Origin of the sequence: Kutzneria buriramensis (assembly GCF_003387475.1) — a bacterium.
Lineage (GTDB): Bacteria > Actinomycetota > Actinomycetes > Mycobacteriales > Pseudonocardiaceae > Kutzneria > Kutzneria buriramensis.
Map to the genome: position 1 here is coordinate 361,520 of NZ_QUNO01000012.1, position 15,325 is coordinate 376,844.

The following is a 15,325-nucleotide window of genomic DNA, read 5'->3' on the forward strand; positions in this document are numbered from 1 at the left end:
GACGGCAGACACGTCGGGTGGTTGTCGATGCGGAGCGGTCGCAGTAGAGGGGGTGTCGACTTCTATTATGGCCCAACTCGGTATCGCGTTGCGCACGAGTATCGCACGATTCCGTGACATGAGCGTCGCGGTGCCGAACTGGGACGTGTGGAAGCAGGCGCCGGCATGGCTGGCATTCGCACTCAGTTGCGAAGTCGCCGCGATTGCGTTGCCGATAACCGATGCGGTGGTGTTTCCGCAGCGCGCGGCGGATCTGTGCTGGCTCGGCGTGCTGCTGGTGCTCGGCGTCGGCCAGGCCGAGCTGTCGGCCCGGATCGAGCGCATGCGGCGCTGGATGTCGGGCGAGACCCACATCAACATGACCTCGGTCTGGTACCTGGCCGGCGCGGTGCTGCTGTCCCCGGCGATGGTGTCCCTGCTGGCCGCGCTTCTGTATCTGCACCTGTGGATCCGCGTCTGGCGGCACGTCCGCGCGCGGCCCGCGCACCGGGTCGCGGTGAGCACCGCGTGGGCCCTGCTGTCGTGTTTCGCGGCCGCGTCGGTGCTGCGCGTGACCGGTCTGGGCCAGCTCGACGTGGGCACGCCGTCGACCTGGCGGGCCGCCGGGATCGTGCTGACGGCCGCTCTGGTGTTCGAATCGGTCAACGCCTGCTTGGCCGCGACCGGAATTTTCCTGTACGGCCGGAAACGTTCGAGACAGGCGTTGTTCGGCACCTGGAGTGACAACGCGCTCGAAACGGTAACGCTGTGTCTCGGTGGCCTTGCCGCCCTCGCTTTGGTCTACCAACCGGTGCTCGTGATCCTCGTGCTGCCGCCGTTGTTGATGTTGCACAGAAGCGTCCTGGTGAAGCAGTTGGAAGTGGCGGCGAGCACCGACGACAAAACGGGATTGCTTAATGCACTTGCATGGCATGATTCCGCACAACGCGAATACTCCAGATCGATACGCGAGAATAGAACCTTCGGCGTACTGATGGTCGACCTGGATTACTTCAAACGGGTGAACGACACCTACGGCCATGTGGCGGGCGACGTGGTGCTGAAGGCCGTCGCCGACACCCTGCGCGGACAGGTCCGGGACTACGACGTGGTCGGCCGCTTCGGCGGCGAGGAGTTCGCGATCCTGCTGCCCGGCACCTCCGAGCCCGGCGCGCTCACGGTGGGCGAGCGGATCCGCGGCGCGATCGCCGACATGGCCGTCACCGTGCCGCTGGACGGCATGCACGCCGACGTCGACGGCCTGACCGTGTCCATCGGCTGCGCCGTGCACCCGAGCGCCGGCGACACGCTGGAGAAGCTGCTGCTGGCCGCCGACACGGCGCTGTACCGCGCGAAAAGCGCTGGCCGCAACTGCGTGGTGAGCAGTACACAGGCGGTGTGAGGGCGTACTACACCGCAGCCACGCTGGCCCGCCTCGGCGACGAGATGGTCGCCACCGCGTTGACGTTCTTCCTGTTGGCGCGCACCAACGATCCCGCCCTCACCGGCGTCGCCCTCGCCGCGTACGCGCTGCCGTCGATGCTCACCGGCCCGGTGCTCGGGTCCTGGTTGGACGGGACCCGCCATCGGCGGGCGGTGTTGGCCGCCAACCAGATCGCGCTCGCGGCGTCGATGGTGGGCGTGGTGGTCGCGCCCGGGTGGGCCGCGCCCCCGCTGGCCGCGATCGCCGGGCTCGCGTTGCCGATGACCAGCGCCGGTTTCTCCGCGATGGTGCCGAAACTCGCCGGTCCCGCCCGGCTGGCGCGGGCGAATTCGTTCGACTCGATGTCGTTCAGCGGCGCCGCGATCGCCGGTCCGGCCGTCGCCGGCGGCCTGGCCAAGGTCGTGTCGCCGACGGGCGCGGTGCTGGCGATCGCGGCGGCCGCGGCCGGCAGCCTGGTCGCGCTGGCGTTCGTCGCGCCGGTGCCGCCCAGCCCGCACGGTCGTCAGCCGGTGCTGACCGGGTTGCGGCACATGGTCCGTACGCCCGAGCTGCGCGCCGTCACGGTGGCGACCACGTTGTCCTGGGGCGCGATGGGGCTGCTGATCGTCGCGCTGTCGCTGCGCACCGAGCAGTTGGGCGTCGGCCGGGATTCCGCCGGCTTCGTCCTCACGGTCGTCGAGATCGGTTGTGTCGTAACGAACATCGCCCTGATCCGGCTCCAGGGCCGGTGGTGGGTGGTGCTGGCGTCGCTGGCCGCCTACGGCATCGTGCTCGGCGGCTGGTCGCTGGCCGGCACCTTCCCGGTGTTGCTGGCGCTGGCCCTGGTCGCCGGTCTCGCGTTCGGACCGGAGTTCCCGGCGCTGCTGTCGGCGCGCCAACGATTCAGCCCGCCGGAGCTGCTCAGCCAGGTCGGCGCCACGGGTGCCAGCCTGCGGCTCGGCGCCTACGCGCTCGGCGCCGCGTTGGTCGGCCCGCTGTTGACGGTGTTCAGCGCGGCCGGCGTGATCGCGCTGGTCGGCGGCATGCAGGTGGCGTCCGCCCTGGTGGGTTGGGCGGTCAGCCGACCGGCACGGGTGCCCGATGCCGTAGCGACAACAGGCCGCCGACGGTCAGTGTGATCACCACGCCGGTCAGCGTGTACCAGGGAAAGGCCAGCCCGACCGACTTGCCGCCGACGGTGAACTTCAGCGAAACGATGACCGCCATGGCCGCGACGGTGACCAGGAAGGCGATCACCGCGTCGGCCTGGGCGGCCCGTTTCACCAGTAGTCCCAACGCGAACGAGCCGAGCAGCGCGCCGTAGGTGTAGCCGGTGATGCCCAGCCCGAGCTCGATCACCGGGCCCTTGGTGCTGGAGAACATCGAGCCGAACACCACGAATACCGCCGCCCACACCAGTGTCCAGATCCGCCCGTGCTTGAGGGCGGATTCCTCGGGCAGCGGCTCCCTCCTGACGCGCTGGTACAGGTCGGTGACCGTCGACGTGGACAACGCGTTCAGGGCGGACGCCAGCGCGCCCATCGTGGACGCGAGGATGCCGGCGATCAGCAGCCCCGCCACGCCGACCGGCAGGTCCTCGACGATGAACTTGGAGAAGAAGCCGTCGGTGTTGGTCAGCCCCAGCGAGGCCGGCGACGCCCCGTGGTAGAGCACCCACAGCCCGGCGCCGACCAGCAGGAACAGTCCGAACTGGACGAACACGATGATGCCGCTGCCGATGAGCGCCTTCTGGCCGTCGCGCAGGCTGCGGGTGGCCAGCAGCCGTTGCACGATCAGCTGATCCGTGCCGTGGGAGGCCATCGCGAACACCGCGCCGCCGACGATCGCCGTGACGAACGCGTACTGGCTGAACAGCGGGTTGGACGTGAAGTCGAAGAACTGGAGCCGGTTTCCGGCCGCGGCCGTCGACAACCAGTCGCCGGGCAGCCGCGACGCCAGCACGCCGACGGCCACCAGCGCACCGCCGAGGTAGAGCGCCAGCTGCACGACGTCGACCCAGACCACGGACCGCACGCCGCCGACGTAGGTGTAGATCACGGTGAGCACGGTCAGGCCGAGCACGATGTGCCAGTAGGCGGTGTGAATGCCGTAGCTGGCAAGGATCGCCTGGATCGGGATCGCCCCGGCGAACAGCCGCACACCCTCGGCGAGCAGCCGTGTCACGACGAACGCCAGCGACGCCACGCCCTGCGCGGCGGTGCCGAAGCGTTCGCCGAGGAACGCGTAGGCGGTGACGAGATTTCCCTTGAAGTACCGGGGAAGCAGGATCACCGACACGAGGATGCGGCCGATGATGTAGCCCAGCGCCAGCTGGAGGTAGGTGAAGCCGGTGCCCCACACCAGACCTGGCGTGCTGATCACCGTCAGCGTCGAGGTCTCGGTCGCCACCACCGACAGGCAGACCGCCCACCACGGCAGGTTGCGGCCGCCGACGAAGTAGTCCGCACCGGTGCGCTGCCGGCCGCGCAACAGCAGGCCGATCACCGGCATGGCGAGCAGATAGAGCACGATGATGATCAGATCAACGGGATGCATCGGACGCCTCCACACGCAGCTTCGTCACCGGGAACTCGGGCGGTGGCGGCGGGCGCAGCGGCCCGCGGCCGGGTGTCAGGGAGCCGAGCAGCCGGCCGTTCGCCGGCACGCCCTGCCAGGTCAGGAAGCCGAGCAGCGCCGTCAGGTAGCCCTCCTTGGCGTCGCTGGGCAGCCCGAAGTCGTCGCTGACGCACAGCTCCGCCGGCGCGAGCTGGCGGCGAAGCGCCCGCATCAGCACCGGATTCCGCACCCCGCCGCCGGAAGCGACGACGACGTCCGCTCCGTGCTTGCGACAGGCGTCGGCGACGGTGACCGCGGTCAGCTCCACCAGCGTGGCCATCACGTCCTCGACGACGCGGTGCTCGGTGCCGTCGAGGTAGCCGACGTGGAACAGCTCCTTGCCGGTCGACTTCGGCGCGGGCCGGCCGTAGTAGGGGTCCTGGAGCAGCAGTTCGAGCAGGTCACCTTGGACGGTGCCGTCGGCGGCCAGCTCGCCGTCCTCGTCCTGGTGCAGGCCGACCCGGCGGGCGAGCAGGTCCAGCAGCGCGTTGCCCGGGCCGGTGTCGTACGCGATCGGCTCGCGGCCCGGGGCGACGACGGTGATGTTGGCGATGCCGCCGAGGTTGAGTCCCACCCACGTGCGGTCGTCGCGGCCGCCGAGCCAGAGTGCGTCGAGGATCGCCGCCAGCGGCGCGCCATGACCGCCGCGCGCGACGTCACGGGCACGCATGTCGGCGACGATCGGCAGCCCGGTCGCCTCCGCGATCCACGCCGGCTGGCCGAGTTGGAGCGTGCCGAGGCAGCGTTCGCCCTCCACCCAGTGGTAGATGGTCTGGCCGAGCGAGGCGACGAGTCCCAGGTCCGGATGCCGCGCAAGCGCTTGCGCGGCGGCGTTGGCAAACGCTTGCCCGACCCAGGTGTCCAGCTGGCAGATCTTCGCCGCGGTGCAGTCGCGCGGCGGCAGCGCCGCGAGCAGGTCCGCGTGCACGTGCCGCGGATACGGCACGGAGGTGGCGTCCAGCGGCGTCAGCACCACGGTGTCGCCGGCCAGTCGCAGCTCGGCCACGGCCGCGTCGATGCCGTCCATCGACGTGCCGGAGATCAGGCCGAGCACCTTCATGCACGATTTTTACCAAATCGCGCGTCGATGCGTTAGATGTTGGCGGAACCCGGGATGCGAGGATGGCACCCGTGTTGACTCCCACCCAGCTGATCGTCATCGGCGCCGTCGTGCTGGCGGTGCTGCTCGTCGCCCTGGTGGTCGGGCTCGTGCTGGCCCGGCGCCGCCGGATCGACATGACGAAGAAGAAGGAGGAGCTGGAGAAGCCGAAGTCCGGCGGCTACCAGGCCGGTGGCGGCTTCAACCTGTCCACCGGTGGCGGCACGGCCACCGTCGAACCGGTCGAACACCCGGTCGTCGACCGAACCGAGGTCGACGGCCAGCCCGGCGTCGGCGACGACGCCGCCGTGCCGCGCGACTCCGAGCGCCGCACGCTGGTCGACGTCGACCTGCCGGAGCCCGAGGAGATCGTCGAGGAACCGGTTCTCGACGAGATCGCGCCCACCGCCGGCCGCATGGAGCGGCTGCGCGGGCGGCTGGCCCGGTCCCAGACGATGTTCGGCAAGAGCCTGCTCGGCCTGCTCGGCGCCGGCGACCTCGACGAGGACTCGTGGACCGAGATCGAGGACCAGCTGCTGATGGCCGATCTCGGCGCGGCCACCGCCGTCGAGATCGTCGCCACGCTGCGCACGAAGATCGTCTCGCAGGGCGTGAAGGACGCCGCCCAGGCGCGGGCGCTGCTGCGTGAGGTGCTGATCGACGCCCTGCACCCGGACATGAACCGGTCCGTGCGGGCGCTGCCCGACGACGGCCGGCCGGCCGTGCTGCTGGTCGTCGGCGTCAACGGCACCGGCAAGACCACCACCACCGGCAAGCTGGCCCGCGTGCTCGTCGCCGACGGCCGCACCGTGCTGCTCGGCGCCGCCGACACCTTCCGCGCCGCCGCCGCCGAACAGCTCGCCACCTGGGGCTCCCGGGTCGGCGCGGACATCGTGCGGGGTCGCGAAGGCGCCGACCCCGCCGCCGTCGCCTTCGACGCCGTCAAGCAGGGCATCGACGCCAAGGTCGACGCCGTGCTGGTCGACACCGCCGGCCGGCTGCACACCAAGACCGGCCTGATGGACGAGCTGGGCAAGGTCAAGCGGGTGGTGGAGAAGCAGGCGCTGGTCGACGAGGTGCTCCTGGTGCTGGACGCCACCACCGGCCAGAACGGCCTCATCCAGGCGCGGGTGTTCGCCGAGGTCGTCGACGTGACGGGCGTCGTGCTGACCAAGCTGGACGGCACCGCCAAGGGCGGCATCGTGTTCCAGGTGCAGCGGGAGCTGGGCGTGCCGGTGAAGCTGGTCGGCCTCGGCGAGGGCCCCGACGACCTGGCCCCCTTCGAGCCGGCCGCCTTCGTCGACGCCCTGCTGGGCTGAGTGTGGAAAGGGCCATTCCTGACGTTCGACGTCAGGAATGGCCCTTTCGCAGCATTGGTCGGTCGGGTAACAGCCGGTGGGTAGGTCTTGACACACCGTCGGGGCTCGACGTTGGATTCCCCCAAACCTGGTAGTTGGATTCCGCAATGCGGAATTGCCGGGCTTCGGGGAGGCTCGATGCGACTGCGCCACCTGCTGGGCGTGCTGCCGGTGCTGGGAATGCTCGGCGGCGTCTGGTTCGCCGACCGGACCGAGCCGTACGTGCTCGGCCTGCCGTTCATCCTGTTCTGGATGGTGGCCTGGGTCGTGCTCACCAGCGTGGTGCTGGCCGTGATCTACAAGCTCGACCCGGCCAACCGGAGTGGCGAGTGACCGCGCTGCTGGTGGTCGCGGCCACCGTGCTGGTCGCGGTCGTGCTGGCGGTGCAGGCCCGTCGCGGCCGCGACATGGACCTGGAGCAGTGGACGGTCGGCGGCCGCGGCTTCGGCTCGGTCTTCGTGTTCCTGCTGATGGCCGGCGAGATCTACACGACCTTCACGTTCCTCGGCGGCTCCGGCTGGGCCTACGGCAAGGGCGGCCCCGCCTTCTACATCCTCTGCTACGGCTCGCTGGCGTTCGTCATGTCGTACTGGCTGCTGCCGGCGGTCTGGCGCTACGGCAGGCGCAAGGAGCTGTTGTCCCAGGCCGACTTCTACACGGCCAAGTTCGACAGCCCGGCGCTGGGCGTGCTGGTGTCGCTGGTCGGCGTGGTCGCGCTGGTGCCGTACCTGGTGCTCCAGCTCAAGGGCCTGGGCATCATCGTGTCGGAGACCTCCGGCGGCCGGATTCCGTACGCGGCGGCCATCATCGTCGGCACCGTGGTGCTCGCGGCGTATGTGACGATCTCCGGCGTGCGGGGCTCGGCGTGGACGGCGGCTCTGAAGGACGTCCTCATCCTGGCGGTCGTCGTGTTCCTCGGCATCTACCTGCCGGTGCGCTACTTCGGCGGCTACAGCGAGATGTTCCACGCCGTCGACGCAGCCAAGCCCGGTTTCCTCACACTGCCGGCCAAGGGCATGAGCCCCAGCTGGTTCGTGTCCACGGTGCTGCTGTCGGCGTTCGGCTTCTACATGTGGCCGCACTCGTTCGGCGCCGTCTACACCGCCCGTGACGAGCGGGTCTTCCGCCGCAACGCGGTCGTGCTGCCGCTCTACCAGCTGATCCTGCTCTTCGTGTTCTTCGCCGGCTTCGCCGCCGTCCTGGTCGTGCCCGGCCTCAAGGGCAGCGACGGCGACCTGTCGCTGCTGCGCATCAGCGTGAAGACGTTCGACCCCTGGTTCGTCGGCGTGGTCGGCGGCGCGGGCGTGCTGACGGCCCTCGTGCCGGGCTCGCTGATCCTCATGACGTCGGCGACGATGCTGGCCAAGAACGTCTACCGCGTCGCCCGGCCGGGCACCTCCGACCGGCAGGTCGGCGTGCTGGCCAAGATCCTGGTGCCGGTCGTCGCGGTGATCGCGTTGTACTTCACGTTCAACGGCGGCGACACCATCGTCTCGCTGCTCCTGATGGGCTACTCGCTGGTCACGCAGCTGTTCCCGGCCCTGCTGCTGAGCCTGTGCCGCCGCCGGCTGGTCAACGCGACCGGCGCCGCCGCGGGCATTCTGGTCGGCGTCGCCGTGGTCGCGGCGTTCACCATCAGCGGTGCCACGCTGGCCGGGCTCGCGCCGTGGCTGCCGCAGCCGGTGCAGGACCTGAACACCGGCGTCGTCGCGCTGGTCGCGAACGTGGTCGTGCTGGGCCTCGTCACGATGATCACCCGTCGCCACCGTGCGGTGCGGGGTGCGCCGACCGAGTCCGTCACGGCCTGAGCCAGCCACCGCATCGGGCGACGCACAGCCCACCACCCGTTGACGGAACGTCACCGAAACCGGGCGGGTAGGCCCGTGGAAATGCCCTGTTAACACCGGACCGCCGACAGTTCACGCCCGCGAAACATGAGGCGCGGGCCGGTGAAACAGCCGCTGCGGATGCTTCCGTGCAGTTGGCGCCCGCACGGGAGGACGATGTGAACACAGGAGACACCGCCTGGGTGTTGGCCAGCGCAGCGCTGGTCATGCTGATGACACCGGGACTCGCGTTCTTCTACGGCGGCATGGTCCGCTCCAAGAGCGTGCTGAACATGCTGATGCTGAACTTCATCGCGCTCGCCGTGGTGACGGTGCTGTGGATGCTGTACGGCTACAGCGAGGCGTTCGGCAACGACGCCTTCGCCGGCCTCGTCGGCAACTTCGACAACTCGGGGCTGGCCGGCACCGTCGGACAGCTGACCGGGCCGAAGGACCACCAGATCCCGGTGCTGGCCTTCGCCATGTTCCAGCTGATGTTCGCGGTGATCACCCCCGCGCTCATCTCCGGGGCGATCGCCGACCGGACCAAGTTCTGGTCCTGGGTGATCTTCCTGGTGGTCTGGGTGACCGTCGTCTACTTCCCGGTCGCGCACTGGGTGTTCGCCTTCGACGCGCCGGACGGCTCCACCCTCGGCGGCTGGCTGGCCAACCGCATCAAGGCACTCGACTTCGCCGGTGGTACTGCGGTCCATATCAACGCAGGCGCCGCGGGCCTCGCGCTGGCCCTGGTGCTCGGCCGCCGCAAGGGCTGGCCGAAGGAGCCGATGCGGCCGCACAACGTGCCGTTCGTGCTGCTCGGCGCCAGCCTGCTGTGGTTCGGCTGGTACGGCTTCAACGCCGGCTCCGCGCTGGCCGCGGGCGACCTGGCCTCCGTCGCGTTCACCACGACCACCGTGGCCACCGCCGCCGCCGTCCTCGGCTGGCTGATCACCGAACAGTTCCGTGACGGTAAGCCCACCACCCTGGGCGCGGCCTCCGGCGCGGTCGCCGGCCTGGTCGCCATCACCCCGGCCTGTGCGTTCGTCAGCCCGCTCGGCGCGGCGGCCATCGGCCTCATCGCCGGCGTGCTGTGCGCCCTGGCCGTGGGCCTGAAGTTCCGCCTCGGCTTCGACGACTCGCTCGACGTGGTCGGCGTGCACCTGGTCGGCGGCCTCGTCGGCACCCTGCTGATCGGCTTCTTCGGCACCACCAGCGTCAACTCGGGCGGCGCCGACGGCCTCTTCTACGGCGGCGGATTCACCCAGCTGGGCAAGCAGGCGATCGGCGCGTTCTCGGTGCTGGGCTACTCCTTCGTGATCACCTTCATCCTCGGGTGGATCATCAAGAAGACGATCGGGTTCCGGGTCGACACCGAGGCCGAGGTCACCGGCATCGACGAGAGCGAGCACGCTGAGACCGCCTACGAGCTCGGCGGCATCGTGGGCGCCGGCCGGGGTGTGGGCAACGTGTCGGGCGCTAGCACGGTCCTGGAGGGAAGCAAGTCATGAAGCTGGTGACGGCGATCATCAAGCCGTTCGTGCTGGACGACGTCAAGGCGTCGCTCGAGCGGCTGGGCGTGCTGGGCATGACGGTCAGCGAGGTGCAGGGCTTCGGCCGGCAGAAGGGGCACACCGAGGTCTACCGGGGCGCCGAGTACGCCGTGGACTTCGTGCCCAAGCTGCGGGTCGAGGTGCTGGTCGACGATCTGACCGCGGACAAGGTCGTGGACGCGGTCGTGGAGGCCTCCCGCACCGGCAAGATCGGCGACGGCAAGGTGTGGGTCGTGCCGGTCGAGACCGTGGTGCGGGTGCGGACCGGCGAACGCGGCAACGACGCTCTGTGAGCGAGCTTGCGAGCTCACCGTTCAACGCAGGGCTCCTAGCGAGGGCGCCGAGCGTCCACGCGAGGCGTGCTCGGGAGGTTTAAGTGACCGATCTGGGGGCCGTTTCGGCGGACGACCTGGTGCGGGCCAGGGACTTGCTCCTCAAGCCCGCACCGGGCCACCGCCGACTACCGGCGGAGGCGCTTCGCGAGGCGCTGGTCGACCTGCACGAGTTCTGGCTCACGGCCCACGCCGGCACCGCCGGCGTGGGCGCGGGGGCCGCCCTGGTGGCCGTCGGCGCGCTGGGCCGGCGGGAGTTCGTGCCGGGATCCGACCTCGACCTCGTGCTCGTGCACAACGGGCGCAAGGACATCGACTCCGTCGCCGAGAAGCTGTGGTATCCGCTGTGGAACTCCGGCATCGGACTGGACCACTCGGTGCGCACCGTCGGCGAGGCGCTGCGGGTCGCCGGCAGCGACCTGCGGGTGGCGCTCGGGCTGCTGGAGGCCCGGTTCCTCGCGGGTGACCAGGAGGTCGCCGAGCGCCTGATCAACTCGGCCCGGCAGCAGTGGCGGGCCGGCATCCGGGACCGCCTCGACGAGCTCGCCGACCAGGCCAAGCGGCGCTGGACGGCGTCCGGAGAGGTGGCGCACCGCGTGGAGCCGGACATCAAGCACGGTCGCGGCGGGCTGCGTGACGTGCAGCTGGTGGACGCCCTGGCGGTGGCTCAGGTCATCGACCGTCCCGGCGGCGATGTCGAAGAGGCGCGGGAACTTCTGCTCGACGTTCGGACGGAACTGCGGCGCGCCAGCGGAAAGCCTCGCGATGTCCTGCACGCCCAGGAGGGTGACGAGGTCGCCTCGGCGCTGGCGATGGGCGACCGGTTCGGGCTCGCGCGGGCGTTGTCGTCGGCCGGTCGGACCGTCGTCTACGCCGTCGACGTGGCACTGCGATCCGCGCGGGCGGCCGCTCCCCGTAAGGGAATCGGCGCGTTCGGGCGATCGGCACTGCGTCGGGGCCCGGCCAGGCGGCCGCTGGACGACGGCGTTGTCTTGCACGGCAACGAAGTCGCGCTGGCCCGGGACGCCGTGCCCAGCCGTGACCCCGGGCTGCTGCTTCGCGTCGCCGGGTCCGCTGCCCGTACGAACAGCCCCATCTCGTCGGGGACTTTGACCCGGCTCGCCGACTCCTCGCCCGAGCTGCGCAAGCCGTGGCCGCGCGAGGCCCGTGACGAGCTTCTCGAGTTGCTCGGCACCGGTCCCGGGCTCATCGACGTCGTCGAGGCCCTGGACCGGACCGGCCTGTGGGGGCGGCTCTTCCCCGAGTGGGGCGCCGTTCGAGACCTGCCGCCGCGGGATCTCGCACACACGTGGACCGTCGACCGGCACCTCGTGCAGACCACCGCCCACGCGGCCCGGCTTGCCACCACCGTCTCGCGGCCCGACCTGCTGCTGCTTTCCGCGCTGCTGCACGACATCGGCAAGGGACGGGACGCCGACCACTCCGAGGTCGGCGCCGCGCTGGCCACCCAGATCGGGGAGCGGTTGGGCTTGTGGCCCAATGACGTCCTGCTGCTGTCAGCCGCCGTGCGACACCACTTGTTGTTGCCGCACACCGCAACCCGGCGTGACGTCGAGGACGACGCCACCGTCGCCCGGGTCGTCGAGACCCTGGGCGGCGACCCCGTGCTGCTGGAGTTGTTGCACGCCTTGGCCGAGGCCGATTCGCTGGCCACCGGTCCCGGCGTGTGGACCGACTGGAAGGCCGGGCTCATCGCCGACCTGGTGCGGCGCTGCCGTTCCGCGATGGCCGGCGAGCCGTCGCCCCATCCCGAGCCGCTGGACGCGTCGCAGCAGGACTTGGCGCAGAAGGTGGCCGTGTCCGGCAAACCCGACGTGCTGATCACCGAGGACGGTTCCTCGGCGACCGTCACCGTCGTCGCCCCCGACCGTCCCGGCCTGCTCTCCCGTGCCGCCGGCGTGTTGGCGCTGAACTCCCTCCAGGTCCACTCCGCCGCCCTGCGCAGCCACGCCGAAGTCGCCGTCGACGTCTTCTCCGTGTCGCCGCGCTTCGGCACCCTGCCCGACGCCGGGCTGATCCGGGAGCAGCTCACCCGCGCCATCGCCGGCGAGCTGCCCCTCGCCGAACGACTCAGCGCCAAGGAACGCGACTACGGCGGTCCGCCCGCCGACGCCCCGCCCCCTCGCGTCCTGTGGTTCGACGACGAGGCCACCGGCGGCGTCGTCATGGAGCTCCGCGCCGCTGACCGGATCGGCCTGCTCCACCACGTCGCCGCCACCCTCGAAGGCAACAAGCTCGACGTCCGGTGGGCCAAGGTCGCCACCCTCGGCGGCACCGTCGTCGACTCGTTCTGCCTGGTGCCCCAGGACGGTGAGCAGCTCGACCTGCCCCGCCGCCGCGCCCTCGAACGCGCCGTCCTCACCGCGGCGAGAGGCTAGAAGTGGCTGGTCCCCTGCGGCGTCAGGGGACCAGCACCAGGCGGATGGGGTCGTTGACCTTCTCGGCCAGCTGGCGCACAGCCTCGGCGGCGTCCTCGAACTTGAAGTGCCCGCTGATGGAACCGGAGAAGTCCAGCCGGCCGTGGCCGGTGAGCTTGATGAGCTCCTCCAGGTGCACGGGCAGGCCGCCGTAGTGGCCGAGCACGCGGTGCCGCTGGGCGCTGAAGGCGGTGTCGTTGGGGAGGGTGAGCGCCTGCCCGGAGAGGCCCACCAGCACGAGGGAGCCCTCACGGGCGAGCACGCTCTCGGCCTGCGGTCGCACGGCCGGCACGCCGGCGAAGTCGAAGGCGTAGTCGAGGCCGAGGCCGTCGGTGGCCGCCAACACCTGCGTACGGAAGTCGTCGGCCATGGGGTCCAGCGCGAAGTCGGCGCCGAGGCTCAGGGCGCGTTCACGTGCACTCGCCAGCGGGTCCACGGCGATGATCGGTGCGGCGCCGGCGAAGCGCAGCAGCTGTACGCCGTGAGCGCCGAGGCCGCCGACGCCCCAGATGCCGGCGGACTGCGCGGGGCGCAGACGGGCGGTGTGCGTGATCGCGGCATACGGCGTGGAGACGGCGTCGGGGATGATCGCGGCCTGCTCGATGGGGAGGCTGTCGGGGATCGGGTACACGGTCTCCGTGCGTGCCAACGTGTAGTGCGCCCAACCGCCGTCGAACTGGACGCCGCGGGTGAGCCCGTTCAGGCAGCCGGGACGCCGCCGCACGCAGTTGGCGCACTTGCCGCAGGCCATGCCGGCCAGCAGCAGCACCCGCTGCCCCTCGCGGAACACGTCCGGCACCCCTTCGCCCAGTTCGGCGATGGTGCCGGCGACCTCGTGGCCGAGCGTCACCGTCTCCAGCTCGTCGCCGGGCAGCCGCAGCGTGCCGTCGATCAGGTGGATGTCGGACAGGCACACGCCCGCGGCCTCGACCTTCACCAGCACTTCGCCCCGCCCGGGGGTCGGCACCGGCACCTCCTCGACGGCGAACTCGAGGGTGCGGAGGTTGAGCCGTCCGGCCGGCATCGTGGCGCTCATGAGACTGGTGGGTACCCGTCCAGCTACGCTCGACGCAACACCACCGTCTAGTTGCGAGGTCGTGCGGACCGTGTTCGACACCCTTTCTGACCGGCTCTCGTCGGCGCTGGCGAACCTGCGTGGCAAGGGTCGCCTGTCCGACGCGGACATCGACGCCACCTGCCGGGAGATCCGGATCGCCCTGCTCGAGGCGGACGTGGCGCTGCCGGTCGTCCGCACCTTCATCGCGGGCATCAAGGAGCGGGCCAAGGGCGCGGAGGTCTCCGGCGCGCTCAACCCGGCCCAGCAGGTCGTCAAGATCGTCAACGAGGAGCTGATCGGCATCCTCGGCGGCGAGACGCGCCGGCTGAACCTGGCCAAGACGCCGCCGACGGTGATCATGCTCGCCGGCCTCCAGGGCGCCGGCAAGACGACCCTGGCCGGCAAGCTGGCGGCCTGGCTGCGCAAGCAGGGCCACACCCCGATGCTGGTCGCCTGCGACCTCCAGCGTCCCAACGCCGTCACCCAGCTCCAGGTGGTCGGTGAGCGCGCCGGCGTGCCGGTGTTCGCGCCGGAGCCGGGCAACGGCGTCGGCGACCCGGTCCGGGTGGCCAAGGCCGGCCTCGACGAGGCCAGGCGCGCCCAGCACGACATCGTGCTGGTCGACACCGCCGGCCGGCTGGGCATCGACGAGGAGCTGATGCGGCAGGCCGCCGACATCAAGGCCGCCGTGCAGCCCGACGAGGTGCTGTTCGTGGTCGACGCGATGATCGGCCAGGACGCGGTGACCACCGCGGAGGCCTTCCGCGACGGCGTCGGCTTCACCGGCGTGGTGCTGACCAAGCTGGACGGCGACGCCCGAGGCGGCGCCGCGCTGTCCGTGCGCGAGGTCACCGGCCAGCCGATCCTGTTCGCCTCCAACGGCGAGAAGCAGGACGACTTCGACGTCTTCCACCCGGACCGGATGGCCAGCCGGATCCTGGGCATGGGCGACCTGCTCACCCTGATCGAGCAGGCCGAGCAGCACTTCGACCAGGAGAAGGCGCAGCAGACCGCGGCCAAGCTGGGCACCGGCGAGCTGACCCTGGAGGACTTCCTGGAGCAGATGCTGGCGGTCCGCAAGATGGGCCCGATCGCCAACCTGCTCGGCATGCTGCCCGGCGCCGGCCAGATGAAGGACCAGCTGGCCAACTTCGACGAGAAGAAGCTGGACCGGATGCAGGCCATCATCCGCGGCATGACGCCGGCGGAGCGGGTCGACCCGAAGATCATCAACGGCTCGCGCCGGCTGCGCATCTCCAAGGGCTCGGGCGTGTCCGTGAGCGAGGTGAACGACCTGGTCACCCGCTTCTTCGAGGCCCGCAAGATGATGAAGCAGATGGCCGGCCGGTTCGGCTTCCCGGGCGGCGGTGGCGGCGGCAGCCGCAAGGGCAAGAAGGGGAAGAAGGGCAAGGGCGGCCGCGGGCCGACCCCGCCGAAGATGCGCGGCGGCTTCCCGGGCCTGCCGGCCGGCATGCCCGACCTGTCCAACCTGCCGCCGGGCCTGCAGGACCTGCCGCCCGGCCTGGCCGGCCTCGACCAGCTGCCGCCCGGCTTCGACCCGAAGAAGTTCAAGTTCGGCAAGGACCAATGAGCGAGCCTGCGAGCGCATTCAGCGCAGAGCGTCCGCGAATGCGGACACCGAGCGCT

12 protein-coding genes are annotated in these 15,325 nt (G+C 70.7%); 9 read left to right on the top strand and 3 right to left on the bottom strand.

Features of this window, described 5'->3' with window-relative positions; translation table 11 throughout:
• Positions 1–118: 118 nt before the first annotated feature.
• Positions 119–1,381, top strand: a complete 1,263-nt coding sequence (locus BCF44_RS33525; protein WP_116178422.1) for a GGDEF domain-containing protein — start codon at positions 119–121, stop codon at positions 1,379–1,381.
• Positions 1,378–2,541 carry an MFS transporter gene (locus tag BCF44_RS33530; RefSeq protein WP_116178423.1) on the top strand — a complete coding sequence of 388 codons (1,164 nt, stop codon included), beginning with the start codon at positions 1,378–1,380 and terminating at the stop codon, positions 2,539–2,541. The genes BCF44_RS33525 and BCF44_RS33530 overlap by 4 nt, the downstream gene beginning before the upstream one ends.
• Here BCF44_RS33530 and BCF44_RS33535 read toward each other — a convergent pair.
• Entirely contained in the window at positions 2,480–3,958 is a 1,479-nt protein-coding gene (locus BCF44_RS33535) for a sodium:solute symporter (RefSeq protein ID WP_116178424.1), read from the bottom strand. The two genes, BCF44_RS33530 and BCF44_RS33535, sit on opposite strands and share 62 nt — an antisense overlap.
• Entirely contained in the window at positions 3,945–5,078 is a 1,134-nt protein-coding gene (locus BCF44_RS33540) for an anhydro-N-acetylmuramic acid kinase (RefSeq protein WP_116178425.1), read from the bottom strand. The genes BCF44_RS33535 and BCF44_RS33540 overlap by 14 nt, the downstream gene beginning before the upstream one ends.
• A gap of 62 nt (positions 5,079–5,140) precedes the next feature.
• Here BCF44_RS33540 and ftsY point away from each other — a divergent pair, with 62 nt between their 5' ends.
• The 6 genes from ftsY to BCF44_RS33570 all read left to right on the top strand — a co-directional run bounded on the left by ftsY (position 5,141) and on the right by BCF44_RS33570 (position 12,582).
• Positions 5,141–6,436, top strand: coding sequence for a signal recognition particle-docking protein FtsY (gene ftsY / locus BCF44_RS33545; RefSeq protein WP_116178426.1), 1,296 nt, complete (start codon positions 5,141–5,143; stop codon positions 6,434–6,436).
• A gap of 177 nt (positions 6,437–6,613) precedes the next feature.
• Positions 6,614–6,808 (top strand): DUF3311 domain-containing protein, encoded by a 195-nt coding sequence (locus BCF44_RS33550; RefSeq protein ID WP_116178427.1) that lies wholly within the window; start codon positions 6,614–6,616, stop codon positions 6,806–6,808.
• Positions 6,805–8,283 carry a sodium:solute symporter family protein gene (locus BCF44_RS33555; protein ID WP_211353322.1) on the top strand — a complete coding sequence of 493 codons (1,479 nt, stop codon included), beginning with the start codon at positions 6,805–6,807 and terminating at the stop codon, positions 8,281–8,283. Before BCF44_RS33550 ends, BCF44_RS33555 begins: the two co-directional genes overlap by 4 nt.
• Before the next feature lie 245 nt (positions 8,284–8,528).
• Entirely contained in the window at positions 8,529–9,809 is a 1,281-nt protein-coding gene (locus BCF44_RS33560) for an ammonium transporter (RefSeq protein ID WP_246015893.1), read from the top strand.
• The gene (locus tag BCF44_RS33565; protein ID WP_116178428.1) at positions 9,806–10,144 is read left to right on the top strand and encodes a P-II family nitrogen regulator; all 339 of its coding nucleotides are present in this window, start codon (positions 9,806–9,808) and stop codon (positions 10,142–10,144) included. Before BCF44_RS33560 ends, BCF44_RS33565 begins: the two co-directional genes overlap by 4 nt.
• 83 nt (positions 10,145–10,227) lie before the next feature.
• Positions 10,228–12,582, top strand: coding sequence for a [protein-PII] uridylyltransferase (locus BCF44_RS33570; protein ID WP_116178429.1), 2,355 nt, complete (start codon positions 10,228–10,230; stop codon positions 12,580–12,582).
• Positions 12,583–12,604: 22 nt separating this feature from the next.
• On the opposite strand, the gene BCF44_RS33575 is transcribed toward BCF44_RS33570, so the two are convergent.
• Positions 12,605–13,657: a zinc-binding dehydrogenase gene (locus BCF44_RS33575; protein WP_116178430.1), complete on the bottom strand. Its 1,053-nt coding sequence runs from the start codon at positions 13,655–13,657 to the stop codon at positions 12,605–12,607.
• Between the two features lie 70 nt (positions 13,658–13,727).
• Here BCF44_RS33575 and ffh point away from each other — a divergent pair, with 70 nt between their 5' ends.
• Positions 13,728–15,269 (top strand): signal recognition particle protein, encoded by a 1,542-nt coding sequence (gene ffh / locus BCF44_RS33580; protein WP_116178511.1) that lies wholly within the window; start codon positions 13,728–13,730, stop codon positions 15,267–15,269.
• The last annotated feature ends 56 nt before the right edge of the window (positions 15,270–15,325 follow it).

What these genes read in the sequence shown, in the direction of transcription:
- BCF44_RS33540 (WP_116178425.1), bottom strand. Translation starts at nt 5,078, where the DNA reads ATGAAGGTGCTCGGCCTGATCTCCGGCACGTCGATGGACGGCATCGAC.
- BCF44_RS33560 (WP_246015893.1), top strand. Translation starts at nt 8,529, where the DNA reads ATGCTGATGACACCGGGACTCGCGTTCTTCTACGGCGGCATGGTCCGC.
- BCF44_RS33525 (WP_116178422.1), top strand. Translation starts at nt 119, where the DNA reads ATGAGCGTCGCGGTGCCGAACTGGGACGTGTGGAAGCAGGCGCCGGCA.
- BCF44_RS33550 (WP_116178427.1), top strand. Translation starts at nt 6,614, where the DNA reads ATGCGACTGCGCCACCTGCTGGGCGTGCTGCCGGTGCTGGGAATGCTC.
- BCF44_RS33575 (WP_116178430.1), bottom strand. Translation starts at nt 13,657, where the DNA reads ATGAGCGCCACGATGCCGGCCGGACGGCTCAACCTCCGCACCCTCGAG.
- BCF44_RS33535 (WP_116178424.1), bottom strand. Translation starts at nt 3,958, where the DNA reads ATGCATCCCGTTGATCTGATCATCATCGTGCTCTATCTGCTCGCCATG.
- ftsY (WP_116178426.1), top strand. Translation starts at nt 5,141, where the DNA reads ATGGCACCCGTGTTGACTCCCACCCAGCTGATCGTCATCGGCGCCGTC.
- BCF44_RS33565 (WP_116178428.1), top strand. Translation starts at nt 9,806, where the DNA reads ATGAAGCTGGTGACGGCGATCATCAAGCCGTTCGTGCTGGACGACGTC.